We start from the raw sequence: 25768 nt of genomic DNA, 5'->3' as shown, positions 1-25768 counted from the left end.
AATCCGAAACCGAACCGGGACATCCGGGCTCGCACTCCGTCAGCCGCCGTTGCGCCGCCGCTTCGTACGGACCGCCAGCCACACCGCGCCGGCCAGGAGGAGGCCGACCAGCACCGTACCGCCCTTGCCGGCCGTCTCCCCGTCGGCCCCGGAGCCGTTTTCGGGGTCCCTCGCGCCGCTCTCCCCCGCGGACGACGAACCGCCGCCCCCCGAGGATCCGGACCCGCTCGACGCCCTCGGACCGGGCGTGGACTGCGCGGCGTCGGTGCCCTTCACCTCCAGCCGCTGGACCCGGCTCCGCTCCCCCTCCGTGCCGAACATCAGCGCCGTGCCGTCCGCCGTGTACGTGACCGACTCGGCCTGCCTCATGAACGGGGCGCCCACCCCGCCCGCGTCGCCGAGCCTCCCGTCGTCGAAGGTGTAGGCGTCGGCGCCGAGGTAGCCGCGCAGCACCAGCCGGGTCCCGTCGGGGGAGAACGCGCCGTCCGTCACCCACGGCACCTCACCGACGCGCCGGAAGACGTTCTTCCCGCTGGTGGAGAGGTGGGCGGGGCCCTCGTAGAGGCCGCCGCCGTCCTGATTCTTGGAGGCGATCCAGACCCGGCCGGTCTTCGGATGGACCATCAGCGCCTCGGCGTCCCGGGCCCCGTCGGCGTAGACCACGTCGAACTGGGTGGCGCGCACCGTGACGTCCTTCAGGACCTTCGGTTCCGGGAGGCGGTAGATCCAGACGTGGTCCCAGGTGCCGTCGAGGTTGTCACCGATGTCACCGACGTAGAGGTTCCCGTCCGGGCCCAGCGAGATCGCCTCCACGTCGCGGGGCTCGCCCACACCGGTCATGGTGACGGTGGCGACGGTCCTGCCGGTGCGGGAGTCGACGGCATAGAGGTAGGGGCCGTCCTCACTGTCGTTGTGGGTCCAGTAGACGCCCGGGTGGAGGTGGCTCGCGGCGAGCCCGCTGGACTCGGTGATGCGCGGGTCCTCGATGGTGAAGCTCCGGTCGGCGCCGTCGCCGTCGTCCGCACGGACCGGGGCGGTCCCCGCGAACAGCAGCAGGGCGGTGGCGCCGAGGGCGGTGAGAGAGACACGCATGGCGCAAGTGTCCATCATCACGGTGCGGCCGTATCGCGGGATCGGGGATGATGGCGCCATGCGTTCCCTGTCTGCCGCCGCCGACTCCACGCCCCGCGGCGGTGGGGGCACGCCCGCCCGCGCGGACGCGGTGCGCTTCCTCTTCGTCGGCGACTCGATGACCGTCGGGCGGACGGGTGACTTCACCTGGCGCCACCGGATGTGGCAGCACCTCGAAGCGACCCTGGGTGAGGGCGCGTACGCCATCGTCGGCCCGCGCACCGGCCTCTACGACGCCGAGGCGGACGCCCCCGTCTCGACCGCGTACGCCGATCCCTCCTTTCCCGCACCGGCCCGCCGCCACCTGGCCGGCTGGGGCGAGGGGTGGCTGCACATGGCGCCGGTGATCGGGGAGGCGGTGACCGCCTCCCGCGCGGACGTCCTGCTCGTCTCGCTCGGCCTGATCGACCTCGGCTTCTACACCGACAGCGAGCAGACCGCCGCCAACGCGCGGGCGTTCATCACCGCCGCCCGTGCCGCGAACCCGGGCATCAGGGCCGTCCTGCTGCCGGTCATCCCGAACGTCCGGGCCGAGTCCGACGCGCCCTTCGCCGCCGCGTGCGCGCTCTTCAACACGCTGCTCGCCAAGGCCGTCGCGGACCTCTCCGTGCCCGGCTCCCCCGTCCTGCTCGCCTCGCACCCCACCGGTTACGACATCCACGCGGACACCTACGACGGCACGCACCCGGGCCCCAGCGGCGAACACAAGCTGGCCGCCGCCTTCGCGGACGCGATGCACCAGGCGTGGTCGCTCGGCGGCCGGTACGCCCCCGCGCCCGACCCCGTGCCCGCACCCGACCCGGAGCCCGAGCGCGCCCTCTGACGGCGGGTCGGCGCACAGGTTCTTCACCCCGCCCGCAGAACATGCGCATGCCACTGATAATCTGCGGCCCCCCGCCTGCCGGTGACATGACCCGGCAGGCGGGACTCGCACCCCGGACGTCGTCGCACGCTCCGGCACGGGACGAAGAGGTGTTCCTTGAAAGCAATCCGCAGGTCCGGCACGGTCGTGGCGCTCGCCGGCGCACTCGCCCTGACCGCGCTCTCCACCGCTCCGGCGGCCCGGGCGGCGTCCACCGGCATCTCGGTGACCAACGTCGTGGTCAACGGGGGCAAGCCGATCGTGGTGGGCACCACCGACGCCAAGGAGCCGTCGATCGACTTCCGCGTCACGCTGCCCGCCGGCTACTCGGTGGACAACACCTCCCGGTTCACCGCTGAACCGTTTCTCTACCACGGCTCCACCCCGGCGAAGGGCGTCGCGGCCCGGGACGTTCTCTACACAGGCTCTTACACCTGTTACAAGGTGAGCAGCCGCGTCACCGACTGCAAGGGCTTCCTCTGGATCCCGCCCTCCAAGCTCAACTCCGCGGCTGACGCGGGTACCTGGAAGGTGGGCTTCTACGGCGAACTCATCAGCGCCGGTGGGTCGATCCTCGCGCACGAGTACAAGACCGCGTCGGGCTCCGCCCCCGTACGCCGCTGGGCGAACCTCACCGCGAACGCGGGCCCCGAGCCGGTCGTCAAGGGCAAGACCCTCACGGTCACCGGCGCGCTGACCCGCGCCGACTGGGCGACCCACGCGTACGCCGGATACGGCGGCCAGGCCGTGTCGTTGCAGTTCCGCAAGGCGACCGGCTCGACCTACTCCACGGTGAAGACGGTCACGGCCGGCTCGACCGGCGCCCTGAAGACCACCGTGACCGCCTCGGTGGACGGCTATTGGCGCTGGACCTTCGGCGGCACCCCCACCACGGGCACCGCCACGGCCACCGGCGACTACGTCGACGTCCGCTGACCCTGACGGGCAGCGGGACCGCGGGGGCGCACGACCGTACGCGACCGGCCGGGGCAGAGGGCGCCACCCCTGTCCCGGCCGGCCGCGGGCGGGAGCCGCCGCACGGGCGGTTCAGCCCGTCCGCTGCGTCCCCAGCATCGACAGGGCCAACTCCCACAGCTCGCGCGAGACGTCCTCCGGCCGGGCCCGCCGGGACCGCCGGGTGTGGTGGGCCATGAGCTCGTGGACCGTACCGACCATGACGAGGACGTCCGCCTTGTGGTCGCCCTCCTCCGCCTCGCCCCGCGCCACCGCGCGCTGGGTCTCACCGGTCAGCCAGTGTGCCCACACGTCACGCCACCGCTTGCAGTGCGCGTCCACCGTACGGCTCACGCCCAGCACCTCGACGAAGGTCACCCGGGCCTCGCGGGGGTCCTCCGTCACCGCCTTCACGTACGCGTCGAAGAGGACACGGGTGCGCTCGGCCATGGAGCACTCGTCCATGCCCTCGGCCATCATGGCGTTCTCGGCGGCGCGCAGGCCCTTGGTCGTCACCCAGTCGTGCAGGGCGATCAACAGGCCTTCCAGCGAGCCGTACTCCTCGTACAGCATCGACACCGGAACACCGGCCCGTGCGCAGACTTCCTCGTCGGTCGTCTGCTTGTAGCCGTACGTGCCGAACATCGAGCGTGCCGCGTCGAGGAGTTGAGCGCGCTCCCGTGTGCGAATCCTGTCCACGGACTCGGTCCCCAGAGTCCCCCAGCTGTCCGTCACCGGTCCTCCTTAGGCAGAAACGCGGGAGAGGGTCAGGTCGCCTCTGCATCGAACCGCCCGAGTCATTCTCCTCGCACATCACTCTCGATGGGCGAAACGCCACACGCTGCCACCCATGCTGCTATCGAACGCGGAGGCGTTGACGTGCGAAATGCCGTACGAAAGAACACGTCGCAAACGGCGTTGTCCGATAGGTAATTCGAAGGCCTGCGCGGAATTTTCGTTCTTCCCACTCGGACGGGTGACACCGTCCGACCGGCGCACGCGACGCAGTTGGGCGCACGCGCTCACCTCGCACGCCCTCCGCCGAGCCGCCCCCGCGCTGCGGAACGCCTCAGTCGCGGGTGGCGTCGGAGCGCTGGGGTGGTTCGGGGCGGGCGAGTTGGTCCGTGGCTGTACTGGTGGCCGTGGCTGTACTGGAGGTGGGGGCTGTACTGGTGGTGACTGCACTCGTGGGCGTGCCGCCGTCCGTGCTGGGGTCCTTGCTGCTGTCCGCCGGGGTGGCGAGTTCGGCGAGGTGGTCGCGCCAGCCGCCCTTGCCGTCGCCGGTCAGCCCGTCCTCGCCCCGTGCCCGTGCCGCGGCCGCTCTGGAGGCCGCCCACCGCGCGTACGCCTCGTCGCGCTGACACTGCCCGCACTTCGTCTCACCGCCGTACGCCCGGAACATGTGATCGTTGCCCGGCCCCTCACACAGCACCAGCGGAACCACCACCGGCACCGGATCATCCACCCGCTCCCCGACCCCGTCCACACCCTGGGGACACGACGCCCCCGGCGCCACCACACCCACGGTCGCTTCACGCCGGAAACCCGGCTCCGGCGGCATCTTCGTGATCAGCCGGTTCGCGACGAACCCCGGCGCCGACCGCACGACATCCGGCAACGACGCACTCAGCACGTACTGCATCTCCGACGCCGTCATACCGCGCCGCAACCACTCCGCACCCCTGTCCACCAGCCTGCGCACCTCGTACTCCCCCATACGCAACTTCCGCGACACGCTCCCCAGCGACAACAACACCCTCTCCGCCGCGACCATCTCCTTCGTCCACCCCTTCCCCCGCGCCTCCTGCTCCCTCACGGTCTCCTCCACCTCCCCACCGGACACGACAGCCACGGGAGCAGGAGCAGACGTGGGCGTGGGCGTGGGAGCAACTACGGGAACGGGCACGGGAACGCGTTCGGGCGCCGGGACGCATTCGGGTTCATGAACAACAGCCGCGACCACGAGCGGATCGGGCACGGGCTCCTGCATGGAAGCCGCTACGGGCAGGGGCTCAGGGCCCGGAGCGGTCCTCGGCCACGGGATCCCCACCGGCTCCGCCGACGCCCCGCGCCGCACCTGCTCCGGGGTGCCTGCCGGGTCCTGGTCGGCCATCCACTCCGGCGGCTCCGACCAGAAACCACGGTCCCACTCGTCCGCCCGCAACGGCCCCGGCCCGAACTGGCGTCCGCCCGGAAATCGTTCAGCTTTCGACTCCGCCCGCCCGCAGGTAGGTAGGTGGGTCGTGCTCGCCATCAGTTGTCCGTCAGGTGGGTAACCGCCGCCCGTCCAACGACCCGGACCACCGACCGCCGGAACCACATCACTCGGTCCCACCTGCGACGATCCACCCTCCGACCCACCCCGTCCCCACACCCGGGCCCGCACCGAAGCAAAGCCCAGGCCCTCACCCGGACCCTCCTCCGGCACCTCACCCCGCCACCCCGCCCGCTGCTCCCGCGCATCCCAGAACGCCACCGCCTCCTGCCGCGTCGACGGCCCGTTCGACAAGATCTGCGCCGTCGCCCACCGACCCCCCGCATACGCATACCTCCACGCGTGGAGATACCCCTCACGCATCAGAAACCGCTTGGCCTTCTTGTACGGACCAGGCTCGATACCCGCCGCCCGCGCGTAATCCCACAACGGCTTCAACCACCCCAGACGCTCAGCCTCCGGAAGCCCCTCCATGTACAACACAATGATCTTCGCGTCACTGTTCATCCGACGCGAACCCACCAACGACCTCGAACGCCCACCAGCGTCCGACGCCGGCGAGATAGCATGCCAAAGCATCCCTGTGGACCTTTCCTTGTCTAGTCCATAGCGGTGAAGGCCCTCGGGATGGTGTGTCAGCACCTCCGGGGGCCGCCCCGCGCGCAGGGGTGCGCACGGAACGTGATGACGCGATCACCGTACATCACGCGGTGGGCACACTTGTCACGTTTTCCACAGGAACAACCCCTGCGCGTACGTGCGAAATCCACGCCGGACGTGTCACTCGATGCCCAGCGGTCCGACGCCCAGGTCCTCACGCATCCGACGGCGCATCTCGGCCATGGCGGTGCGGCGCCGTTGGATGAAAGCGCGGTCCTCGGCGGAGCCGACCACCACCCCGCGGGCGTAGGCGTCGCGCATCCGACGCAGGCTGTGGAACGCCTCGTTGCCGGCCGCGACGACGAGCGGCGGTCCTACGAGCCAGAGTCGCTCACTGGCCGTGTACAAGCCCGTTGCCCGGAAGGCCTCACGCACCGCCGTATCGCGCGCCGCGTCCGACCGGTGATCGCCGAGGGCGACGGCCCGTATCTCCTCCCCCGCGTCCTTGAGGGCGGAGGCGTACTCGGTGTAGACGGCGCGCCGGACTTCCAGAGCCTGCCGTGCCACCTCCCGCCGCCACTTGTTGCGATCGGCGATCAGGGTGGCGGCGATGCCGATCGCCGCGCCCATCAGCGTGGAGAGCAGGGGCAGCCATTCCATGCGCCCATACTGTCTCCCCCGCTGGTTCACCAACAGCCTTGTACTCCAGCGGAGTCGACGAGCACAGGGCTCGGCGCGGCGCCCGTTCGAGGACCACACCGAGCCCTGCCTCCCGCATCAGGAGCCGTTGCGCACTTTCTCCACCTCGGGCGGAACCTCCGGGCTGGAGTGGTCGGCGTAGAGCGTGGCCGTCTCCGGAGTGTCACCCACAGCGACAGCGACCTGCGGTGAGAGACCGTCCACCTCGTAGGCGCTCTTCGTCCACTGGGGAGGTTCATTCTCCGAGCGGCCGCCGGTGTCCTCGCAGGACGGCTTGACCGCCACGCCGAGCTTCTTCCCGGCCGTGAAGGTCACCTTCTCCATACCTATGTACATCTGGTCCTGGTAGGTGACCACATCGGCGCAGCTGCTCGCGCCGTCTCCGCCACCGCCTTCCGCCGTGCACGCGACCACCGACATCACCATCGCCGCCGCCCCCAGCGAACCGGCGAACCGCCTGAACCCATTCATGTGGTGTCCCCCCTCGGTAGATCCCGCAGAGAAGAGAGATGCCTCCGCCCCGCCGGGTGACCTCGCCATCGCCCAGCACGGGACGCGTTCGTTCCCGTGTCCAGGCTCCAGCGATTCCGCCCTTCGACGTGGGCCACCCGGATCAGGTTCCCTCGCCGCGCGCTCTCTTCGGGATGAGCCGCGATCTTGTCGTTCTGGGCCGCCGACTGGACCGCCCCCGGGCTGAACAGCAGTCAACTTCCGCAGTTCAGTGCGGTGCGGTGCGGCTGTTCAGTGAGCCTCCGTCAACTTGAAGTCGCAGGTCAAAGGGCTGGTGTGATCAGTTCTCGGGGTGCTCGTGCTGGTCGTGGGCGGGAGTCCGCGGAGAAGATCATCCGTCAGCGGTTGACTTCGAGCTTCGTCAGGACGAGCAGGGCACGCAGGAGTTGGGTGGCGCGGGCGGGGTCGATACGGAGCTTGGTGAGGATCCGCCAGTTCTTGAGGTGGGCGAAGCCGTGCTCGACCGGTGCACGCCCGACGGCGAGGACGCGGTTGGCTTCCTTCTGGCCCGGGGTGATCTTGTGGGTGCGGCTGGCGGCGTAGCCGGTGACGATCACGGGGTCGAGGATGTCGTTGTCCAGGCCGCGGAAGCCGAGGTCGGCCAGCGCCCCGAGGCCGGCGGCGCGCAGGTGGACCAGGATGTGGTCGTGGCGGGCGGCGGTGTTGTCGTGGGTGCGGCCGGGCCGGGCGGCGGATATCCAGATCAGGCGGCCCTTCTCGTCGGTCAGGGCGAGGAAATGCAGGCCATGGCTGCGGTGCTTGCCGGAGTAGTTCCGCCGGTCGGCCCTCCCGGTGCGGCGCTGGGTGCGGATGAGGGTGCCGTCGATCAGGACCACCTCCCCGCCCTGCCGGGCGACCTTCATCAGGGCGCGGTCCAGACGCGGAGCCTGCGCTGCGAGCAGTCCGATCAGCTCGTCGCGCCAGCGGCGGACCGTGCACTCGGACACGTCGTTGCCGCCGGCCATGTCGGCCAGGCGCTGGTCGTGGCGCAGTACGGCCAGGACGATCACCGCGATCTTCCCCGGCGGCAGGATCCGCCACCTGGACCGGATCGCCTTCAGACGGCGCCTGAGCAGATCGGCGAGGTGGTTGACGGTGCGCGTGGACAACGGCAGACGGCACTGGTAGACAAGCGGGCAGGTGTCCTCGGCGAGCTCTTTGGTATTCGTCACACAATTCCAACGGCCGCCGGCGGCACCCTGGTTACGCCCGTTCCGAGCCGCTCCGAGTGGCGGTGCTCCTGGTCACAGGCGGGTGGTAAACCGGCCGTCGGGCAGTTTCCGCAGCCAGCCGCGATCGACGAGTCTGACCAGCTTGCTGCGCAGCGGTTCCAGCTTGGCCCGCACGCTGACGTCCACCCCCACCACCTCGCCGACCTCACGGGCCATGACCGGTCCAGCGGCCTGCCGCACGGCGGCGATGATGCGCTGGTAGTCCCACGGGAGCGAGTCCTCCTCCACACCCGGTTCGCGGTGTCGAATCAGCATCACTGGTCGTCCGGCCACCTGCCCTGGCATCGGCCCGGCCGAGGCGCGTTGCTCGGCGCGCTGGCCGGCCATCCGTTCAAGGACGCGTTCGGCGACGGCGAGTTCGTCCCGCTCGGCCCGCACTTCCGCCAGCTGTTTGGCCAGCTGTTCTTCGAGTTCGTCCAGTTCCGCGCGCCGCGCGGTGATTCGTTCCAGCAGCTCGGGATCCAGCATGTATCGGATCGTAGAAGGCGGCCGAACCGCGGGAAGCGAGAAACGGACAGTTCAACTACCTACCTCTGCTGCCGACCACTTGCTCAAGAACTGCTTCGCCGCCTCGACGGCTTCTCTGTTGAGCTCCTCGACGGAGACTCCCCAGCTCTCGTCCCAGTCGTCCAGGTTGAGAGCGCACGAGACGAGAGATTGCAGCTCTTCGGGATAGCCAAGGTCATAGGCGATGTCTGCCCAGATGATGTGGGTGCCGGCGGCGGGATCCAGGGTTCCGTCAGCAATCTGACCAGCGATCCAGTAGGCCATCGCCCACTTCGCGTCGCGCGGGTCAGCGGGCGGCTGGAAGAGCAGTCCCAGTTCCTCCAGTATCTGGTCGAAGAGCGCTGGTGCTTCGGGTTCCTCGCTCCGGAGGAGGCCGGCCAGCATGGCGAGGGAGGGACTTTCAACCCCCACAATGAGTGCGTCGAGCCCTGCCTGGATGAGCCGGTCGGACCCGACGTGCCTACCGAATGCCCGCTCGCGCGCGATGTGGCTGAGCTGCTTGAGGGCGTCATCGCGGGTCATCAGAGTCTTCTCGGTCGGCGTCCGGGGAAAGAAGGCTCGCACATCCGCCGGCGCTGCTGCATCGCGTTTCTCTCCGACCCACCCGTGCTGACAGACGATCTACTCCTCAGACTCCCGCCCACGACCAGCGTGAGCACCCCGAGAACCGATCACACCAGCCCTTTGACCTGCGACTTCAAGTTGGCGGAGGCTCAGTGCGGTGCGGGTGGGGTGGGGTGGGGTGCGGCTGTTCGGTGCGGCGCGGTGCGCGGTGGCGGGCAGCACCGGCCGCCTTCCCGCGCCGCCCCCGTTCCGGCTCCATGCTGTGCGTCGGTGGCAACGGGGCGGATGACCGTCATGCGGTGGGGAACCGTCTCACGTCCAGACGAGTCGGCCTTCGATGACCGCACAGACCGGGTAGCTTCCCTCGGCGATCCGTGTCAGCTTCTCCGCTACGGAGTCGAAATACAGGGCCAGCGATTCGTACTCGCCGGTGACCGTGTTCTCGCCCACGAACCATCTGCCGACGCGCCCGTCCCGCGCGTCGACGAACTTCCCCATCCAGCCGTCCTGGTCCGACAGGAACGGTATCCACTCGTTGCGCCAGAACGGATGGTCCGGCTGGTCCGGTGGGTCGAATCCGCCGGGCCTGGAGCGGTTCGCGTACAGCCTCTCCATGGCCCGGATGCCCAGGAAGAAGCTTCCCTCGTCCGGGAACCCGTCGAAGCCGCAGCATGCCACCTCGTCGTCGACAGCTTCCTCAGGCAGATCCAGGTTGTTCTGCAACAGCCACGTCCGCAGATCCCCGGGCAGCGATACGCCCATCCGCTGCTCGGCGGCCGCGAGCATCTTCTCCGTAGCGGGCCCCGGCAGGTCCGCGTGATCGGCCGGTGCGTGCTGCCGCAGAAGCGCCATCACGCGGGACCAACTCTCAGCCGCACTCATGGAGCCTCTGCCCTCTCTCAGGGATGTCTCCGTCCGGCTGCGCCACGGCGGACGCGGGCAGGAGCGGGAGAACCTTGCAGGGATGATACGTCGAGCATGCTGCCCCTCCTGCCGGAGACGCATGCCGCCCCTCCTCCCGGAGACCATGTCCCGTCCGGAAGCGCGGGTCGACCGGCCCTTCAGCAAGGTGACCGCGCGCGGCTTCTCACGGACGACCCGCTGTGCGGCGGGCTCGACCCAGGAGCTTCCCGGCACCAGCGAGGACCGTCGTGTCCGGCGCGCGCAACCGCGACGACCGGATGTCGGGGCCGCAGGGCACACAGCCCGCCCCGCTCCCACCACGCCAGGTGAACGGACCTTCCCTCTTCAGAGCCCGTGTGTCAGAGCGGCATCTCGCTGCTGCGGCCGGCAGCCCGAGGATCCTCGTTCTCCACGGCCTGTGGATCTGCGGTGTCTTTCCCCCAGGCTCGAAGGCCGCCGACTGCGACGGAGCGATACGACCGCTCGGCGCTGGCGGCCAGGACTTCACGCACCAGCGGAACAAGAGTCGTCCGATACCTGACCAGCTCCGGGGCATCCAGCAGGGAGACAGCCGCAGCGATCGCCGCTTCGTGGACGGCGGGGTCGAGGTCGTGCAGGAAGGGGGACACAGCCCGGAAGAGCGCGGGCCGCAGCGCTCGAATCCGGAGGGACGCCGGATCCCAGGAGAAGCCGAATCGTTCTCGGATCGCCTCGGCGTCGTCGCCTACCGCTCTTGCCACAGACTCCAGCCAGTCCAGCATGGCTGCCCGGAGCGGACGCTCCCCTTGCTCGCGGGGGAGCATGGTGGCTGTGCGAGGCTCGCTCAGGGATGCTGCCACGTAAAGCGCCGCAGGCACGGTGGCTGAGTAGATCGTGTCCTGGTGGTGAACCGGGTCCTCGAGGTAACGCATCGCCCTGGCTTGCGTGTCGAGGTCCGCCGCGAGCAGTCCGCCCATCACGGGAGCTGCCCCCTCGGCCGATCCATAGGCATGCTCCAGCGAGGCCCAGTCGGTTCCCTCCAACAGTTCCCGGGGGTCGGGGAGGGGACCTCCACCATCCGTGATCGTCACGTGCTGAGTATGACGGTCCGCTCCGCCCGGCCCTCCGGCCGCCGCCACCAGCCGGACAGCCCGTGGCCGCGTTGCCGGTGGCTCCGGCGGCTCCGGCGGCTCCGGTGGTTCCGGTGGCTCCGGTGGCTCCGGCGGCTCCGGTGAGGAGGTGCGGGCATCTCCCCTGCGCGGAAACGGAGTTGCCGGTGCCCGCCGGTTCGCGGAAGGATCCCGCGTCGGTCCATCCGCCGGTCCGGTGGTGGTGGGGACGAAGCCGCGGTCACCCGAGGGGTTCGGCCCTACTTCTTCCGCACCCCCTCGTTCCAGATGAGCTTCGCGATGCTGGGCTTCACCTCGGTGGTGATGACGCCCATGGCCGTACGGACGTACCGCCCTTCGTCCATCTCCCGCAGCATGCTCGCCGCGAGGTCGGTGCGGGCGGTGAAGACGCCGTCCGCGCTGGTCTCGGCGGTCCGGTAGGCCGTGACGACGGGGTGCTGGAAGAGGCCCGAAGGACGGACGAACGTCCAGTCCAGGCCGGTACGCCGGATCACCCCCTCCATGCGGCGCATGTCCTCGTGGAGCGTGCGGCCGAGCCTCCGGTTCACCAGCGGGTCGAGAACGTGGTTGAAGAAGTACGCGCCGCTTGGGCGCCACTCCGGGTCGGCGATGCTGGAGCTGACGACGAGCAGCCGCTTCACGCCGTGGTGGCCCATGGCGTCGGTGATCGCGGTGGCGCTCGCCGAGTACGTCGTGATGGCGGACGTGCTGAAGCGGGTTCCCAGCGCCGAGAGGACCGCGTCCGCCCCCTCGATCGCGGGTGCGACGGCCGCAGGGTCGGTGGCGTCCGCGACCGCCACCGTGAGGCCCGGCCGTGGGGTGAGCGAGCCGGGGCGGCGGGTCACGGCGACGACCTGGTGGCCGGCGGCGAGGGCTTGGCCGGTGAGGTGGCGGCCGGTCGGTCCATTGGCGCCGAAAACGGTGATGCGCATGGTGTCGGGTCATCCTTCGTGTGGGGGTCGGAACGCCCTTGACTCTGTCGATCGCCCACCACAGGCTCAACGTTGATGAATAACGCGGCCCCCGTCATCGCCCCGCCCCTCGCTCTTCCCCGCCGACCGGCGCGCCCCAGGGGACGTCCGCGCGGCAACCCGCCCACCCGCGACACGCTCGTGACGGCGGCCCGGTCCCTCTTCCTCGAACACGGTTACCGCCGCACCACCCTCCGCGCGGTGGCCGCGTCGGCGGGGGTGGACATGGCCCTCATCGCGTACCACTTCGGCTCGAAGAAGGGCCTGTTCGCCGAGGTGATGCGGTTCCAGTGCGCCACCGCCCTGACCGTCGACGAGGTCCTCGGCGGCGATCCGGCCACCCTCCCCGACCGGCTGATCGACGCGGTGACGGGCCTCTGGGAGGACGCCGGATTCCGTGCCCTCTCCACTCAGGGCACCCCGGCCGCCGAAGCGATCGGCGAGTACCTGGAGAGCGAGCTACTGGCCCGGCTCGCTGAATTCCTCGGCGGCCGCGACGCCACCGCTCGCGCCACGGCCGCGGTGACGGTCCTCGGCGGCCTCATCCACACCCGCTACCTCAACCCCCTCCCCACCCCCGCCGCCCTCACCCCGGCCGAGGCCCGCCGCGTCCTCGTGCCGGCACTGCGGGCAGCGCTGGCGCCCCGCGCACGGGCGGCGGGCCCGCGGCGCGGTTGAGGAGCCGGAGCCCTGCCTCAGCCGAGCGCGCCCGTGTCCACCACCTCGGCCGCATCCGGGGCACGGACGTCGGTCGGCGCGTCGAAGCCGCTGTACGAGGTGGTGGTCCGCCTCCCCCCGCCCTCGTAGACGACCTCGAGGATGTAGGGCTTGCCCTCGGTGGCGACGTAGAAGGAGTAGGAACCGCTCTCGTCGCTCGCGTCGGTCACCTTCAACTCCCGTGCCGGCAAACCCCCGACCTCGGTCGTCCCGCCCTTGGCGACCTCTCCGAAGGAGGCGAACGGCTGCGTGCAGTCGACCAGGCCGTCCCCCGGCCGTGCCGCACCGGCAGGCGTCTTCACCCACCGCTTCGTCCAGTCCGCGCGGGCCGGTTCCCGGCCCGCCTCCTCCAGGTAGGTCCGATTGACGCTGACGTAGTCCGTCCCGTCGATCCGGATCTGTTCGAACGTGGCACCCGTGGCCGAGGTCGTCGTGAACGCACACCTCGACGTGAGGTCGGTCGACAACCGCATGGTGGTCCCACCGCCCCCGTCACCCCCACCGGCGGACTCGACGGTCACCCATTGGAGAGCGCTCATCGCTGCGTTCGCCTCGTCGAGCATCCGGTCGGCGGACGGCTCCTTCGTGGCGCCGTCGTGCGTACGGTCGTTCGCGCAGCCGGTCAGGGCAACGCCCATGACCAGGCATGTCAGGGCCGCCGTCGTGGCGGTGGTCGGTATGGCTCGCACAGGAACCCCCCAGGTCCGAAACCGATCATGCCAGGGCGTGTATCGAAAGTGGATCTTGTTGCGTGATGATCTCGGCCCGTGGCGCGTGGGGACCTGACGGAGCAACAGTGGGCGGTGCAGAAACCGCTGCTGCCAGTGGGCAAGAAGGCCGGTCGACCGGCGATATGGATCCGGCGGCAGCGGATCGACGGCCTACGGTTCCGGGTCCGCACCGGTGTCCCCTGGCGAACAGACGGCGGCAGAAGAAACTGTCCAAGGAACTCGTCGCGGCGGCAACGTTCGGGGACAGCATCCGGATCAACGCTCTGCTGCGAGCCGGGGCCCGCCCGGAGATGAGCGACACCGAGGGCACGACTCATCGGTAGCCTGCATCACCATGATGCGCGCTTGGATCCTGCCGATGCTGCTCGTGCTCAGCGGCTCAGCCGTCGCGACTGGGCAGATCTTCAAGGGGAGCCCCGGCACAGCCGCAGCACTCCTGCCGGCGTTCCTGGCGCTCGCCGGCGTGAACTCACCCCTGTTCTTCCCGAGGTCGATCAGTGCGCGGGAGGCGCAACGCCGCAGCGCGGTCGACGGCCGACCGGTCGTCTTCTGGCGGCCGGGCTGCAAGTACTGCATACGACTGCGCATCCGGCTGGGCCGTAGCGCCCGCCAGTTGCACTGGGTCAACATCTGGCGCGACCCGGCAGGAGCCGCAGCGGTGAGAGCAGCCAACGACGGCAACGAGACCGTGCCGACCGTCGTCGCGGCGGGCCGGTCGCACACCAACCCCGATCCCGAATGGGTGCGCGCACAGCTCTCCCCTTCCACGTGATCAGAAACCGCGCCCTACCGAGAGGGACCCGCAGACACAAGCGCACAGAGGTTAAAAGACAGGCTGAGAGAGGGGCAGCGGCTCCGCCCGTGCCGCGTCCAGCAACGCGCGCTGATCACTGCTGAGTTCGACGTCCACCGCGTCCAGGGCCTCGTCGAGCTGTCCGAGGGTGGAGACACCGATCACGGGCAGGGCGACCGGGTCGCCGCCCAGCATCCAGGCGTAGACCACCTGGTTGACGGTGGCGCCGCTCTCGCGGGCCACTTCGTGCAGTGCCGCCATCTGCTGCCGGGAGACGGGGTGGTCGTACGGGGCGGGGAGCGGCTTGGCCGGGTTGGAGTAGGCCCCGTCGAGGAGTGCGGTGTAGGCGAGCAGGGTCAGCTCCGGCCTGCGGCGGACCTCGTCGAGGACCGCCTCGTCGGCGTACCGCTGGACCCCGAAGTCCGTACCGGGCAGGGGCCGGAGGTACGTGTGCCGCTGCTGGAGCGCGAGGGCGCCGGGCAGGCCGAGGGCGGTGGCCGCCTCCTCGCCGGCCCGCAGTCGCCCGGCGGTCAGGTTGCTGACGCCGGCCATGCCGACGGCGCCGCTCGCGATCAGCTCGCCGAAGACGCGCACGGTCTCCTCCAGGGGCGTCCGCGGGTCGTCCACGTGCCGGTAGAGCAGGTCCACGCGCTCGGTACCGAGACGTTCGAGACTGCCTTTGAACGCCTTCCGGACGGCGGGCGCCGACAGGCCCTCCAGGACGTCCGCCCCGCCGTCCGTACCGTGCGCGTCCACGGGGCGGCCGCCGAGTTTGCTCGCGAGGACCACCTCGTCCCGGTTGCCGCGCCGGGCGAACCAGCGGCCGAGGAGCGTCTCGCTCTCGTCTCCCGTACAACCGTCGATCCAGAAGCAGTAGTTGTCGGCCGTGTCGATGAAGTTGCCGCCGCGCTCGACGAACCGGTCGAGCAGGGCGAAGGAAGTCTCCTCGTCGATCCGCGCGCCGAAGGGCATGGCGCCCAGGCAGAGGACACTGACGTTCCGGTCTCCGATGCGGTGATGGCGCACGGGGTCTCCTCGGATCATGAGAGGGGCGAGTATGACGTGGGTGGTGAAGGGGTGGACGCGGCCCACGCTCACATCCGGAGCGCGCTCCGGGTCAAGCTCCGTCCCGTGCACCGGCTCACGCACCCCCGCGCGCGCTGCCGTACGCGCACCCCCGCACACCCCCGTCGCGCGCCCCGCCGTGGCGGTGCCCACTCCCTCCCGGCGGCAGAATGGCCCGTATGGAAGCAGAGTCGGCGACCGCCGCGTTATTCACCCCCGCCGAGACCGCCGCGAGGACCGGGTTCACCCTGGACACCCTGCGGTACTACGACCGCATCGGGCTGCTGGGCCCGGTGGCCCGCTCGGCGAGCGGCCACCGGCGCTACTCCCCCGGCGACCTGGAGTGGCTCGCGGTGCTGCGCTGCCTGCGCGAGACGGGGATGCCCATCGCGGACATGCGGAGCTACGCCGAGCTGGCCAGGGCCGGCGACGGAACCGTGCCGCAGCGGCTGGCCGCACTGGAGGCGCACGACGTCCAGGTGGAGCACCGACTGGCCGAACTTCTCGGTCAACGGGCGCATTTGAGGGAGAAGATCGCCTACTACCGCTCGCTCGGGGCGCTCACACCCCGCGAAGGCCCAGGACGAACTGTCACGTAGTGATGACCGGGCGTGGGCGGTGGGTGAACAAACACCCCGCACACCGCAATTTCTCCTGCGGAGATTGCTCCCATCACAGGATGGTCACTAAAGTCAGGTCTCGAACCTTCGCACGACCAACCACCCACCCGGGTGAAAGCGAAGATGCCGTCGTGTCCGTGACGTGCGGGGAGCCGGGGATTCCGCCCTGCACGGCCCGGTGGGCGGCTCGATGAAAAGGAGCTCGCCTCCGTGGCGTCCCACCGTCGTCCCAAGCATCCGAGCCGCGCCCGTGTGACCGTGCTCACCGCGACCGCCGCCGCGGCCGTCGCCCTGACCTCCCAGGCGGCCCACGCCGACCCCAAGCCGACCAAGAGCGAGGTCAAGGCGAAGGTCGACAAGCTGTACGAGGAGGCCGAGCAGGCCTCCGAGAAGTACAAGGGCGCCAAGGAGCAGCAGGACAAGCTCAAGGGGCAGGTCGACGCGATCCAGGACAAGGTCGCCCGCGAGCAGGACGAGCTGAACGCCCTGCGCGGTGAGCTCGGTTCGATCGCCACCGCGCAGTACCGCAGCGGCGGCATCGACCCCTCCGTGCAGCTCTTCTTCTCCTCGGACCCGGACGACTTCCTCGACCAGGCTTCGGCGCTGGACAGCCTCACCGCCAAGCAGGCCGAGTCGCTGGAGAAGATCCAGTCCAAGCAGCGCACCCTGGCGCAGCAGCGCAAGGAGGCCCAGGGCAAGCTCGGCGAGCTGACGACCGTCCGCGAGACGCTCGGCAAGAACAAGAAGGAAGCCCAGAGCAAGCTGGCCGCCGCCCAGCACCTGCTGAACACCCTGACCGCCGCCGAGCGCGCGAAGATCGCCGAGACCGAGCAGCGCGCGAGCCGTGACGCCGGCAGCCGGGTCGACCTCGGCAACGAGGCACCCGCGTCCGGACTCGGCGCCGCCGCGCTCCAGGCCGCGGCCACCCGGATCGGCATGCCGTACTCGCACTCCGTCACCACGGGCCCGAACTCGTTCGACTGCTCGGGGCTGACCCAGTGGGCGTACCTCCAGGCCGGCGTGCAGATCACCCGCACCACGTACAGCCAGATCAACCAGGGCACCCACGTCTCGCAGAGCGCGCTCAAACCCGGTGACCTGGTCTTCTTCAACGGCAACAGCCACGTGGGCATCTACGCGGGCGGCGGCTCCGTGCTGCACGCCCCCTACCCGGGCGCGTACGTCCGGTACGAGTCGATGGGCACCATCGGCAGCTTCTACGGCGCGGTCCGCATCTGACGCAGCGGGCTCCGCCGTCCCTCCCCCAGGACGGTCCGCCCCGGGGGAGGCCTCGGTAGGCGGATCCCGCTCGGCGGATCCGGCTCGGCGGATCCGGCTCGGCGGATCCGGCTCGGCGGATCCGGCTCGGCGGATCCGGCTCGGCGGATCCGGCTCGGCGGATCCGGCTCAGCGGATCCAGCACGGCGGATCCGGCTCAGCGGATCCAGCACGGCGGATCCGGCTCAGCGGATCCGGCTCGGCGGATCCGGCTCAGCGGCCGGTGACCTCGAAGGTGGCCGCGCGGGGCACGAACGTCGTGTCCCCGTCCTCCGCCGTGGCCAGTACCGACACGTACCAGGTACCGCCGGGCAGTCCGGCCGCCTCCTGCCCGGTCACCGCCGGCGTGTAGGTGCAGTGCGCGGTCTCGTCCGAGGTGGCGCGGCACGCCGCCCCGTCCACGAGCCGCAGCTCCGCCTCGGTCGGGGCGAGCTTCGAACTCTTGGGCCAGGCGATGACCTTGAGGCTCCGCAACCCCGAATCGTCGGTGACGTCCGCGGTGTAGGTGAACGTGCCCGCGCCCCGCGGGCCCGGAGCGGTGTAGTGGGCCGAACCGCTCTTCACCGTCGGCTCGGTCGGGCCGGAGGCCATCGCGTAGCCGCCGGCCGCGACCGCGCCGATCACGACGGCACCGATGAGAGACGGAACGAGAACGCGCTTGGACATGGTGATCCCCCGAAGTCGGAACATGCTGGATGAATCGATGGACGTATCGACAGTCCATCGGTAGGTCCGCCGACGGAGCGCCGGCGAACGGATCGATGGCCGGGAGAGCGCCGGAGACCCGGTGAACTGTCCCTCTCCCGATGGGTTCGAGCCTAGGTCCGGAGCCTCACCCCGTCCTCACGCCGCGGCACGAGACGCGTCTCGAACCAGGGGTACGGCCTCTCCACCCCTGGTAAGAGAACGGGTTCCTCCTCCAGCCGGAGGAGGCCGCTCACCTGCGGTCATAGCCTGTGAACTGTCATGAGACGAAACGACGAGCGGTTGCTCCCGCTCCTGCTGATCTGCGCCCAGGCCGCGGTGTGGCCAGGCGTGGCGCTGCTCCGCGGGACCGTCCCGGCCGGGTCCGCCCTTCTGGTGGCGGCCCTGGTCGCCGGCCTGGTGACGGCCGCTCTCTGCCTCCGCCGCACCCGGCCGGTGGCCGCCCTCGTGGTGGTCGCCGCCGCCTGTGCGCTGGGGGCGGGACCGCTGCCCGTGGGTGCGGTGGCGGTGCTCGGGACGGCGGGTGTCGCGCTGGCCCTCTTCACCGTGGCGCTCCGCCGCGACACGTACACCGCCGCGTTGTGCGTACTGGCGCTCGCCGCATGGCAGTTCATTTACCAGATCACCCTGCACCGCCTCAGCGACCGGAACGGGCTCGACCTCGTCCTGACGACCGCGCTCTACGCCGTCGTCTGTGCCGCCGGCCTGATGACCCGGCGGGCCCGCCGGGCACGGCAGGCCGCCGAGCGGCGGTCGAAGCGCGCGGAGATCGAGCGGCATCGACTGCCCGCAGTCGAACGGCGGCGCATGGAGAGGGAGTTGCACGACGTCAGCGCCCACCACCTGACGGCGGTCGTCGTCACGGCGGGCGCGGCGCTCGGACTGCGGGGGCGCCGCCCCGAGATGGTGGGCGAGGCGCTGGAGTTCGCCGCCGAGACGGGCCGCGAGGTGACCCGGGCCCTGGGCGCCGTACGCGCCCCGGCACCCTCGCGGGACCAGCTCCCCTCACCGCAGGAACGCCTGCGAGGGCTGGTCGCCGGGTTCTCCCGGTTGGGGGAACGGGTGGAGTGCGCGATCGACCCGCTACCGGACGGCGCCGTCGCGGACGCGGTGTACGGCATCCTGCGCGAGGCCCTCACCAACGTGGCGCGGCACGCGCCCGGAGCCCCCACGACCGTACGGTGCCGCTACGGCGACGCCCGTACGGAGCTGGTGGTCACGAGCGGACCGTCGCCCGCAGGGGTGGCGGCGCACGGCGCCGGCCTCGGGTCAGGACGCGGCCAGGGCTTCCTGCGCTCCCGGGCACGTGAGGCCGGCGGCACCCTGACCAGCGGCCCGACGGCCGAGGGCGGCTGGGAGGTACGCGCGGTGCTGCCCGGCCGGGACACCGCCACCCCGACGGAGCGGTCCGCGTCGCGGGAGTACCGCGTCGCCCAGACGGTGGCGGCGGCAGGGCTCGTCCTCCAGCCCTTCCTTCCGCTGCTCGTCATCCGTCCGGACCACACGGCGTCGAACAGCCAGCACGTGTCCGCCGGTGTGCTCTTCGCGCTGCTCGCCTCGGCGCAGGCGCTCTCGCTGCTGTGGCGGCACCGTTCGCCGGGCATCACCCAGGGCGTCGTCCTCACGCTGGCACTGCTCTGGCCGGTGGCGATGGCCACGGGCGCGTACACCGGCCCGGTTCTCCTGCCGCCGCTGCTCAGCATGGCCGCGACCTGTGCGGTGATCGCCTCCGTCACCGCCGGTGCGACCACCGCCGGACCGCCCGACGAGGGGAACCGTCCACCCGCGCCCCTGCCGGCCGGTGCGCTCGTGGCCGTGGGGGTGCACGCGGCCACCACCACCGCCGCCGTCGTCCACCGGGGTACCGGCCTGCCCCTCTGGATGCTCCTCGCGGCCGCGACGGCCCAGGCGGCCCTCGTGGTCGGCGCGGCCCGCTGGGCCGGGGTCCTGCGGGGCAGGCGCGAACGGGCCGCCCGCGACGCGCAGGCGACCGGGCTCGCCACCTGGACCGAGGAGGCGGTGCGGGACGCGTGGGCCGAGCGCCGCCGGATCGCCGCGGGACTGGAGACCACCGTGCTGGCCCGCACCGTCGATCTGGTGGCCGAGGCCGAAGCGGGCCGGCTCGAAGGGGTCGCCGCACGGGCCCGCGAGGCGCTCACCGCGATGCGGGCCCTCCTCGACACGGTCCGCGACGCGGAGACGGCACCCGAACTGCGGCCGCAGCCCACCCTCCAGGCCCTCGACCTCCTCGCCCACCAGCTCCGGGCCACCGGGCGGGACGTCGAGATACGGCTGCCCGACCGCATGCCGGGACGGCTGCCCACCCATGTGGACCTGGCTGCCTACCATGCGTGCGCGACGGTGCTCGCGGCCGGCGGCGACCAGCCCATGGTGGTCGAGTTCGCCACCGACGGCAGCGACGCCACGGGCGACACGGGCGACACGGGCGACACGGGCGACAGCATCCAGGCGCTGACGCTCACGGCGACCGGGGTTCCGGACACCGCCCGCGCCGCTCTCGGCCGCCGACTGACCGAGCGCGCCGAAGCGATCGGTGGTTCGTGCACCCTCGACCCGGCGGGTCCGCTGCGCGTCCGACTACCCCTGTACGCACCCCCGGCCGTGCGGCGGGACGACGAGAAGGAAGAACGATGAGTCTCAGAGTGCTGGTCGTCGACGACCAGGGCATCGTACGGGCGGGGTTCGCCGCCGTCATCGACGCCGAGGACGACATGACGGTCGTCGGCGAGGCCGCCGACGGAGCCGAGGCCGTCCGCCTCGCCGCCGAACTCGCACCCGACGTCGTCCTGATGGACGTCCGCATGCCGGAGCTCGACGGCATCGCCGCCACCCGGATCATCACCGGCACCCCGGACGCGCCCCGCATCCTGGTGCTGACCACCTTCGACCTCGACGCGTACGTCTTCGACGCGCTGCGCGCCGGGGCCTCCGGCTTCCTCCTCAAGGACGTGCACCCGGAGGAACTGCTGCAAGGCATCAGGGTGGTGGCCGCGCGGGAGAGCGTCCTCGCACCCTCCGCGACCCGAAGGCTCATCAACCACTACGCGTCCGTGCCGGGCTCCGGACTGCCGGGCGCCGACACCCCCCGCCGGCTGAGCGACCTGACCGCCCGTGAGCTCGACGTCTTCACCCTCATCGCCTCCGGACTCACCAACACCGAGATCGGCGAGCACCTCGGCATCACCGTGGGCACCGTGAAATCCCACGTGAACGCGTTGCTCCGCAAGCTCGGCCTCCGCGACCGGGTACAGGCCACCATCCTCGCCTACGACCTCGGGCTCGCCCACCCGAACCCGCCCCACTCCCCCGCCTGAGCACCCGCCCGTCCTCGCCGGGCCGGCCCCGCCCGGCGCGCGCCCGTACCCCCGCCCGTGTGCCGGAGCCCCCACACCCGCCTGACTGGTGTGCCAGTGCCCGCGTGCCCGCACCCGCACCCCTCACCCGTACGTCCGCCGTACGGCCGCGCCGCGGCCGTCACCACCGAGGAGTCCTCCACCATGGCCGGTCCAGGCCGATCCTTCTTCCGCCCGCTGCGCGGCGTCTACAGCACCCTCGCGGCGCGGGTCTACCTCGTCTGCTGCGCCCTCCTGCTCGGGTGGGCGTTGGTCGCGTCCGGCGACGAGTCCATGGCGGGGGTCATCCCGTTCGTCGCCACCATCCCGTCCAGCCTCTTCCTGTTGCTCGCCCTGCCGGACGGCGGCACGGTCTTCCTCGGCTCGATCGTCGTCGGAGCCCTGGCCAACGCCTTCTTCATCGACTGGGTCGCCCGCGCCCTGCAGCGCGGACACCGTCGGCCGGACCACAACGCCGCCCCCTGACGCGCGAGCGCCGCACAGCCCCCCGAGGAAGCGACGGCCGCACGAACGAGCCGGGGACCGCCTCCCCCGCCATCTTCTCCACCGCCACAGCCACACGCACCACCCCAGCCCCAGCCTCAGCCCCAGCCACAGCCACCGGCGCCTGTCGCGGCGCCGCAGTCCGGCCTGCCCGCGTCCCCGGGGACGGCGCGGCATCCCGCCCTTCCCCACCACCCTCTCCAGGAGAACCGATCATGCGCTCCCGCCCCCTCGCCGCGCTCCGACGAGGCGCCACGGCCACCGCCGCCCTCGCCGCCGCCACCGCCTCGATGCTGTTCACCGGTACGGCCCCGGCCGGAGCGGCCACCACCTCCGGCACGAGTCCCTTCACCCACTACGTGGCGCTCGGGGATTCGTACGCCGCGGGCACGGGCGTCACCCTGCAGACGGACGCCGCGTGCAGGCGTTCGTCGGGGAGCTACCCGTCCTGGGTGGCGCAGACGTTCAAGCCGGCCGTCTTCACGGACGTCACCTGCAGCGGCGCCACCACGCGCTCGCTCTGGAACACCGAGGGGTCCGCCGCCCCGCAGGTCAACGCCCTCACCAAGGACACCGACCTGGTCACCGTCACGCTCGGCGGCAACGACCTCGGTTTCACCGACGTGCTCACCACGTGCGTCGTCGCCGGGCTCACCACCAGGACGGGCGCTCCCTGCCGCGACAAGGAGGCCGCCCAGGTGGACGCCGCCTTCGCCCGGCTGAGCACGCGTCTGCCCGACATGCTCACCGACATCGAGCGCCGCAGCCCCAACGCCCGCGTCGTCGTGGTGGGTTACCCGGGCCTCTTCCCCGCCGACGGCAGCGTCTGCGGCTCTTCCACGCCGCTGGCCAAGGACGACGTCACCTGGCTCAACCAGACCACCAACCGGCTCAACTTCATGCTGGAATTCTCGGCCTACCTCAAGCAGGCGGAGTTCATCGACACGTCCAAGGCGTTCCAGGGCAAGGACATGTGCCGGGCCCCGGGTCAGTGGATCAATCCGCTGCTGCCGGTGACGCCCGGGTCCGCCCACCCCACCGCGTTCGGGCAGCTGGTCATCGCCGAGGAGGTGTACAACCGGATCAAGAACTGAAGGCGAACGACGACAAGTTCGCCCGGAAGCGCTTCACCCACAGCCCGATCTCATCTCCCAGTAAGGCGAATGACATGCCCATCGAGGACTACACCGGCGGACCGGCCAAGAGCTCGGACGTCCTGGTCGTGACCACCAACGACGTACCCGGACACGACGTGACCCAGGTGATAGGCGAGGTGTTCGGTCTCACCGTCCGCTCCCGCAACATCGGTTCCCAGCTGGGCGCCGGTCTCAAGTCGGTGCTCGGCGGCGAGTTGAAGGGGCTCACCAAGACCCTCGTGCAGACGCGCAACGAGGCGATGGCGCGCCTGATCGAGGCGGCCCGCGAGAGCGGCGCCAACGCCGTGCTCGCCATGCGCTTCGATGTCACGACGGCCCAGGACATCGGCACCGAGGTCTGCGCCTACGGCACCGCGGCGGTCATCGCTCCGAAGGCCTGACGGCAGTCGGCAGTCGGCAGTCGGCAGTCGGCAGTCACTAGGTAATCGGTAGTCCAGCGGGTGGTCGTGGTGCGGCAAGCGCGACCACCCGCTCCCGCGCTCCCGCCCGGCGATGGAGTACTACAACTCCACGCTGAGCCAGACCACTTCGCCGCGCTCGTCCGTCGTGGTGCGATCGTGGGTGAATCCGAGCTTGTCGAGGACGCGGAGCGAGGGCGCGTTCTCCGGGCGCGTCGTCGCCCAGAGCCGTTCGCGCCCGGTCCGGGCAACGGCACCGAGAACGGCTCGGGCCGCCTCGGTCGCGTACCCCTTCCCGTGGGCGTGGCGGAACAGTTCGTAGGCGATCTCCGGCTCTTCGAGGCTCGAACGCCCGACGACGATCCCGCAGTACCCGAGGAGTTCGTCCTCACCCGTGCCGGTCCGTCCGCCGCCCTCCCCGCGCAGCCGGACCGGCAGGAGCGCGATGCCGTTCTCGGTGGTCCGGTCGAGCATGGCGCCGATCAGCTCCTGGACGTACGGAAGCGTGCTGGTCCCGGTGCCCCGCTCGGCATGGAGCGCGCAGAGAGCGGGCGCGTCGGAGGGGGACCAGGGCCGGAGCGTCAGCCGCTCGGTCTCCAGGTGGGAAGCCATGGGCGGGTAGGTGACCATGGCGGTCAGCATAGGGACGGGAGCCGGCCGCTCCGGGCGCGAAGCCCCTCCTCGTCGGTTCCCCCGGCTGCGCACCGCCGCCGGAACCGGCGGTCCGCAGCCACCCGGTCCCGCCCAAGGGCGCCTCGTACAGGCCTCGTTCGCGCGAAGCGCTTCACCGGCGCGAACGCAACAAACCCTGTCCGGTGTCTTGTCACTCTCTCCCACGCACCCCTACAGTCCCCAACTGATGGGAGCGCTCCCACGGCTGCCTCCACCACCTTCCCCCACGGCCCGAAGGGACACGATGCGACACCGTGCACGCACCCTCCTGACAGCTCTGACGCTGATGCTGGGTACGACCACCGCCCTGCTCACCGCCACCCCCGCCACCCAGGCGGCGACGCAGGCCACGCAGGCCACCGGACCGATCTGCGAGCAGTACGGCTCCACCACCGTCCAGGGCCGCTACACGGTCCAGAACAACCGCTGGGGCACCAGCGCCACCCAGTGCCTCAACGTGACGGACAGCGGGTTCACCGTCACCCAGGCGGACGGCTCCGTCGCCACCAACGGCGCCCCGAAGTCGTACCCGTCGATCTTCCTCGGCTGTCACTACACCAACTGCTCGCCGGGGACGAACCTGCCCAAGCGGGTCGACACCATCGCGGCCGTGCCGACCTCGCTGACGTACGGGTACGTCAGCAACGCCACCTACGACGCGGCGTTCGACATCTGGCTGGACCCCCAGCCGAAGACGGACGGGGTCAACCGGACGGAGATCATGATCTGGTTCAACCGGGTCGGCTCCATCCAGCCCATCGGATCACCCACCAGCTCCGCCACCATCGGCGGCAAGACGTGGCAGATCTGGACCGGGAACAACGGCGGCAACGACGTGATCTCCTTCGTCGCCCCGTCCGCGATCACCAGCTGGTCGTTCGACGTCAAGGACTTCATCGACCGCACGGTCAGCCAGGGCATGGCGGCCTCCAACTGGTACCTCACCAGCGTGCAGGCCGGCTTCGAGCCGTGGGTGGGCGGGGCGGGCCTCTCGCTCTCCAACTTCTCCTCCTCGGTGACCGACGGCCAGGACACCAACGGCAACGGCACCGGCGGCACGACCGAGCCCGGTGGCGGCACGGGGAACCCGCCGCCGACCGGACAGACGGCCTGCCAGGTCGAGTACACGCCCAACGTGTGGCCCGGCGGATTCACCACCAACGTCACGGTCAAGAACACCGGCACCACCGCCGTCAACGGCTGGAACCTGGGCTTCACGCTGCCCTCCGGTCAGCAGGTGTCCCAGGCCTGGAACGCGACGGTCAGCCCCAGCAGCGGCGCGCTCACCGCGCGCAACACCACCTCCAACGCCGCCATCAGCCCCGGAGGCACCCAGTCCTTCGGCTTCCAGGGCACCTGGACCGGCACCTTCGCGGAACCCTCCGCCTTCACCCTCGGCGGAGCCGCCTGCACGGTCGTCTGACCGGGCTCCGGCCGGCCGCCGACCGCCGACCGTCCTCCGCAGGGAACCGTGCCGGGCCCGTGGGGTCAGGCACGGTTCCCGCGCGTCCGCCCGAT

General features: G+C 70.9%; 28 protein-coding genes. 13 read left to right on the top strand and 15 right to left on the bottom strand.

The annotated features are described in order from the left end of the window. Positions 1–39: 39 nt before the first annotated feature. Positions 40–1092: a WD40 repeat domain-containing protein gene (locus PZB77_RS18125; protein ID WP_275493650.1), complete on the bottom strand. Its 1053-nt coding sequence runs from the start codon at positions 1090–1092 to the stop codon at positions 40–42. A 130-nt stretch (positions 1093–1222) separates the two neighbouring features. Between PZB77_RS18125 and PZB77_RS18120 the strand changes: the two genes are divergently transcribed. Next, positions 1223–1954, top strand: a complete 732-nt coding sequence (locus PZB77_RS18120; RefSeq protein WP_275496109.1) for a GDSL-type esterase/lipase family protein — start codon at positions 1223–1225, stop codon at positions 1952–1954. Between the two features lie 156 nt (positions 1955–2110). Beyond that, positions 2111–2929, top strand: a complete 819-nt coding sequence (locus tag PZB77_RS18115; protein WP_275493649.1) for a hypothetical protein — start codon at positions 2111–2113, stop codon at positions 2927–2929. Positions 2930–3040: 111 nt separating this feature from the next. On the opposite strand, the gene PZB77_RS18110 is transcribed toward PZB77_RS18115, so the two are convergent. From PZB77_RS18110 to PZB77_RS18065, 10 genes are all read right to left on the bottom strand, one after another. Continuing rightward, complete coding sequence (locus tag PZB77_RS18110) at positions 3041–3682, bottom strand: TetR/AcrR family transcriptional regulator (protein ID WP_275493648.1); 642 nt, start codon at positions 3680–3682, stop codon at positions 3041–3043. A gap of 334 nt (positions 3683–4016) precedes the next feature. Then, positions 4017–4799, bottom strand: a complete 783-nt coding sequence (locus tag PZB77_RS18105; RefSeq protein WP_275493647.1) for a hypothetical protein — start codon at positions 4797–4799, stop codon at positions 4017–4019. 1143 nt (positions 4800–5942) lie between these two features. Further along, positions 5943–6422 carry a hypothetical protein gene (locus PZB77_RS18100; protein ID WP_275493646.1) on the bottom strand — a complete coding sequence of 160 codons (480 nt, stop codon included), beginning with the start codon at positions 6420–6422 and terminating at the stop codon, positions 5943–5945. 117 nt (positions 6423–6539) lie between these two features. Beyond that, positions 6540–6932, bottom strand: coding sequence for a DUF6281 family protein (locus PZB77_RS18095; RefSeq protein ID WP_275493645.1), 393 nt, complete (start codon positions 6930–6932; stop codon positions 6540–6542). A gap of 377 nt (positions 6933–7309) precedes the next feature. Next, positions 7310–8143, bottom strand: a complete 834-nt coding sequence (locus tag PZB77_RS18090; protein WP_275493644.1) for a transposase family protein — start codon at positions 8141–8143, stop codon at positions 7310–7312. A gap of 72 nt (positions 8144–8215) precedes the next feature. Next, a complete protein-coding gene (locus PZB77_RS18085) occupies positions 8216–8671 on the bottom strand; it encodes a hypothetical protein (RefSeq protein ID WP_275493643.1) in 456 nt (151 codons plus the stop codon). A gap of 51 nt (positions 8672–8722) precedes the next feature. Beyond that, complete coding sequence (locus tag PZB77_RS18080; protein WP_275493642.1) at positions 8723–9232, bottom strand: hypothetical protein; 510 nt, start codon at positions 9230–9232, stop codon at positions 8723–8725. A 354-nt stretch (positions 9233–9586) separates the two neighbouring features. Further along, complete coding sequence (locus PZB77_RS18075; protein ID WP_275493641.1) at positions 9587–10156, bottom strand: SMI1/KNR4 family protein; 570 nt, start codon at positions 10154–10156, stop codon at positions 9587–9589. Positions 10157–10536: 380 nt separating this feature from the next. Next, complete coding sequence (locus PZB77_RS18070) at positions 10537–11247, bottom strand: hypothetical protein (protein ID WP_275493640.1); 711 nt, start codon at positions 11245–11247, stop codon at positions 10537–10539. A gap of 278 nt (positions 11248–11525) precedes the next feature. Continuing rightward, a complete protein-coding gene (locus PZB77_RS18065) occupies positions 11526–12218 on the bottom strand; it encodes an NAD(P)H-binding protein (protein ID WP_275493639.1) in 693 nt (230 codons plus the stop codon). Between the two features lie 75 nt (positions 12219–12293). Here PZB77_RS18065 and PZB77_RS18060 point away from each other — a divergent pair, with 75 nt between their 5' ends. Continuing rightward, on the top strand, positions 12294–12935 hold the full coding sequence (locus PZB77_RS18060; RefSeq protein WP_275493638.1) for a TetR family transcriptional regulator: 642 nt from the start codon (positions 12294–12296) through the stop codon (positions 12933–12935). 17 nt (positions 12936–12952) lie between these two features. Here the strand turns inward: PZB77_RS18060 and PZB77_RS18055 are convergent, their stop codons facing one another. After that, the gene (locus PZB77_RS18055) at positions 12953–13612 is read right to left on the bottom strand and encodes a hypothetical protein (protein WP_275493637.1); all 660 of its coding nucleotides are present in this window, start codon (positions 13610–13612) and stop codon (positions 12953–12955) included. 129 nt (positions 13613–13741) lie between these two features. On the opposite strand from PZB77_RS18055, the gene PZB77_RS18050 reads away from it, so the two are divergent. Then, positions 13742–13999, top strand: coding sequence for a transposase (locus PZB77_RS18050; RefSeq protein WP_343299873.1), 258 nt, complete (start codon positions 13742–13744; stop codon positions 13997–13999). Between the two features lie 40 nt (positions 14000–14039). Then, positions 14040–14477, top strand: coding sequence for a glutaredoxin domain-containing protein (locus PZB77_RS18045; protein ID WP_275493636.1), 438 nt, complete (start codon positions 14040–14042; stop codon positions 14475–14477). A 51-nt stretch (positions 14478–14528) separates the two neighbouring features. On the opposite strand, the gene PZB77_RS18040 is transcribed toward PZB77_RS18045, so the two are convergent. Continuing rightward, positions 14529–15524: an aldo/keto reductase gene (locus tag PZB77_RS18040; RefSeq protein WP_275493635.1), complete on the bottom strand. Its 996-nt coding sequence runs from the start codon at positions 15522–15524 to the stop codon at positions 14529–14531. A gap of 218 nt (positions 15525–15742) precedes the next feature. On the opposite strand from PZB77_RS18040, the gene PZB77_RS18035 reads away from it, so the two are divergent. Next, positions 15743–16162 (top strand): MerR family transcriptional regulator, encoded by a 420-nt coding sequence (locus PZB77_RS18035; RefSeq protein ID WP_275493633.1) that lies wholly within the window; start codon positions 15743–15745, stop codon positions 16160–16162. Between the two features lie 231 nt (positions 16163–16393). Further along, positions 16394–17422: a C40 family peptidase gene (locus PZB77_RS18030; protein ID WP_275493632.1), complete on the top strand. Its 1029-nt coding sequence runs from the start codon at positions 16394–16396 to the stop codon at positions 17420–17422. Between the two features lie 252 nt (positions 17423–17674). Here PZB77_RS18030 and PZB77_RS18025 read toward each other — a convergent pair whose 3' ends face one another. Further along, positions 17675–18127 (bottom strand): DUF5707 domain-containing protein, encoded by a 453-nt coding sequence (locus tag PZB77_RS18025; protein WP_275493631.1) that lies wholly within the window; start codon positions 18125–18127, stop codon positions 17675–17677. 300 nt (positions 18128–18427) lie between these two features. Here PZB77_RS18025 and PZB77_RS18020 point away from each other — a divergent pair, with 300 nt between their 5' ends. The 5 genes from PZB77_RS18020 to PZB77_RS18000 all read left to right on the top strand — a co-directional run bounded on the left by PZB77_RS18020 (position 18428) and on the right by PZB77_RS18000 (position 23560). Then, positions 18428–20821 carry a histidine kinase gene (locus tag PZB77_RS18020; RefSeq protein ID WP_275493630.1) on the top strand — a complete coding sequence of 798 codons (2394 nt, stop codon included), beginning with the start codon at positions 18428–18430 and terminating at the stop codon, positions 20819–20821. Then, positions 20818–21501: a response regulator transcription factor gene (locus PZB77_RS18015; RefSeq protein ID WP_275493629.1), complete on the top strand. Its 684-nt coding sequence runs from the start codon at positions 20818–20820 to the stop codon at positions 21499–21501. The genes PZB77_RS18020 and PZB77_RS18015 overlap by 4 nt, the downstream gene beginning before the upstream one ends. A 183-nt stretch (positions 21502–21684) precedes the next feature. Continuing rightward, positions 21685–22005 carry a hypothetical protein gene (locus PZB77_RS18010; protein WP_275493628.1) on the top strand — a complete coding sequence of 107 codons (321 nt, stop codon included), beginning with the start codon at positions 21685–21687 and terminating at the stop codon, positions 22003–22005. A gap of 233 nt (positions 22006–22238) precedes the next feature. Beyond that, on the top strand, positions 22239–23117 hold the full coding sequence (locus tag PZB77_RS18005) for an SGNH/GDSL hydrolase family protein (RefSeq protein WP_275493627.1): 879 nt from the start codon (positions 22239–22241) through the stop codon (positions 23115–23117). Positions 23118–23191: 74 nt separating this feature from the next. Then, on the top strand, positions 23192–23560 hold the full coding sequence (locus PZB77_RS18000) for a YbjQ family protein (protein WP_275493626.1): 369 nt from the start codon (positions 23192–23194) through the stop codon (positions 23558–23560). A gap of 120 nt (positions 23561–23680) precedes the next feature. Here PZB77_RS18000 and PZB77_RS17995 read toward each other — a convergent pair whose 3' ends face one another. Continuing rightward, positions 23681–24208: a GNAT family N-acetyltransferase gene (locus PZB77_RS17995; RefSeq protein ID WP_275493625.1), complete on the bottom strand. Its 528-nt coding sequence runs from the start codon at positions 24206–24208 to the stop codon at positions 23681–23683. A gap of 286 nt (positions 24209–24494) precedes the next feature. On the opposite strand from PZB77_RS17995, the gene PZB77_RS17990 reads away from it, so the two are divergent. Beyond that, positions 24495–25673 (top strand): cellulose binding domain-containing protein, encoded by a 1179-nt coding sequence (locus tag PZB77_RS17990; RefSeq protein ID WP_275493624.1) that lies wholly within the window; start codon positions 24495–24497, stop codon positions 25671–25673. Positions 25674–25768 lie beyond the last annotated feature (95 nt).

Origin of the sequence: Streptomyces sp. AM 2-1-1, from assembly GCF_029167645.1 — a bacterium.
Classification (GTDB): domain Bacteria; phylum Actinomycetota; class Actinomycetes; order Streptomycetales; family Streptomycetaceae; genus Streptomyces.
The sequence above is the reverse complement of the archived record's forward strand: the minus strand, read 5'-3'. Positions and strand labels throughout refer to the sequence as shown.

Excerpts from the sequence above, each read along its gene's own strand:
- PZB77_RS18075 (WP_275493641.1), bottom strand. The coding sequence starts at position 10,156 with ATGAGTGCGGCTGAGAGTTGGTCCCGCGTGATGGCGCTTCTGCGGCAG.
- PZB77_RS18125 (WP_275493650.1), bottom strand. The coding sequence starts at position 1,092 with ATGCGTGTCTCTCTCACCGCCCTCGGCGCCACCGCCCTGCTGCTGTTC.
- PZB77_RS18025 (WP_275493631.1), bottom strand. The coding sequence starts at position 18,127 with ATGTCCAAGCGCGTTCTCGTTCCGTCTCTCATCGGTGCCGTCGTGATC.
- PZB77_RS18065 (WP_275493639.1), bottom strand. The coding sequence starts at position 12,218 with ATGCGCATCACCGTTTTCGGCGCCAATGGACCGACCGGCCGCCACCTC.
- PZB77_RS17990 (WP_275493624.1), top strand. The coding sequence starts at position 24,495 with ATGCGACACCGTGCACGCACCCTCCTGACAGCTCTGACGCTGATGCTG.
- PZB77_RS18060 (WP_275493638.1), top strand. The coding sequence starts at position 12,294 with ATGAATAACGCGGCCCCCGTCATCGCCCCGCCCCTCGCTCTTCCCCGC.
- PZB77_RS18010 (WP_275493628.1), top strand. The coding sequence starts at position 21,685 with ATGGCCGGTCCAGGCCGATCCTTCTTCCGCCCGCTGCGCGGCGTCTAC.
- PZB77_RS18100 (WP_275493646.1), bottom strand. The coding sequence starts at position 6,422 with ATGGAATGGCTGCCCCTGCTCTCCACGCTGATGGGCGCGGCGATCGGC.
- PZB77_RS18035 (WP_275493633.1), top strand. The coding sequence starts at position 15,743 with ATGGAAGCAGAGTCGGCGACCGCCGCGTTATTCACCCCCGCCGAGACC.
- PZB77_RS17995 (WP_275493625.1), bottom strand. The coding sequence starts at position 24,208 with ATGGTCACCTACCCGCCCATGGCTTCCCACCTGGAGACCGAGCGGCTG.
- PZB77_RS18000 (WP_275493626.1), top strand. The coding sequence starts at position 23,192 with ATGCCCATCGAGGACTACACCGGCGGACCGGCCAAGAGCTCGGACGTC.
- PZB77_RS18020 (WP_275493630.1), top strand. The coding sequence starts at position 18,428 with ATGAGACGAAACGACGAGCGGTTGCTCCCGCTCCTGCTGATCTGCGCC.
- PZB77_RS18080 (WP_275493642.1), bottom strand. The coding sequence starts at position 9,232 with ATGACCCGCGATGACGCCCTCAAGCAGCTCAGCCACATCGCGCGCGAG.
- PZB77_RS18015 (WP_275493629.1), top strand. The coding sequence starts at position 20,818 with ATGAGTCTCAGAGTGCTGGTCGTCGACGACCAGGGCATCGTACGGGCG.
- PZB77_RS18095 (WP_275493645.1), bottom strand. The coding sequence starts at position 6,932 with ATGAATGGGTTCAGGCGGTTCGCCGGTTCGCTGGGGGCGGCGGCGATG.
- PZB77_RS18055 (WP_275493637.1), bottom strand. The coding sequence starts at position 13,612 with ATGGGCGTTGCCCTGACCGGCTGCGCGAACGACCGTACGCACGACGGC.
- PZB77_RS18085 (WP_275493643.1), bottom strand. The coding sequence starts at position 8,671 with ATGCTGGATCCCGAGCTGCTGGAACGAATCACCGCGCGGCGCGCGGAA.
- PZB77_RS18005 (WP_275493627.1), top strand. The coding sequence starts at position 22,239 with ATGCGCTCCCGCCCCCTCGCCGCGCTCCGACGAGGCGCCACGGCCACC.
- PZB77_RS18045 (WP_275493636.1), top strand. The coding sequence starts at position 14,040 with ATGATGCGCGCTTGGATCCTGCCGATGCTGCTCGTGCTCAGCGGCTCA.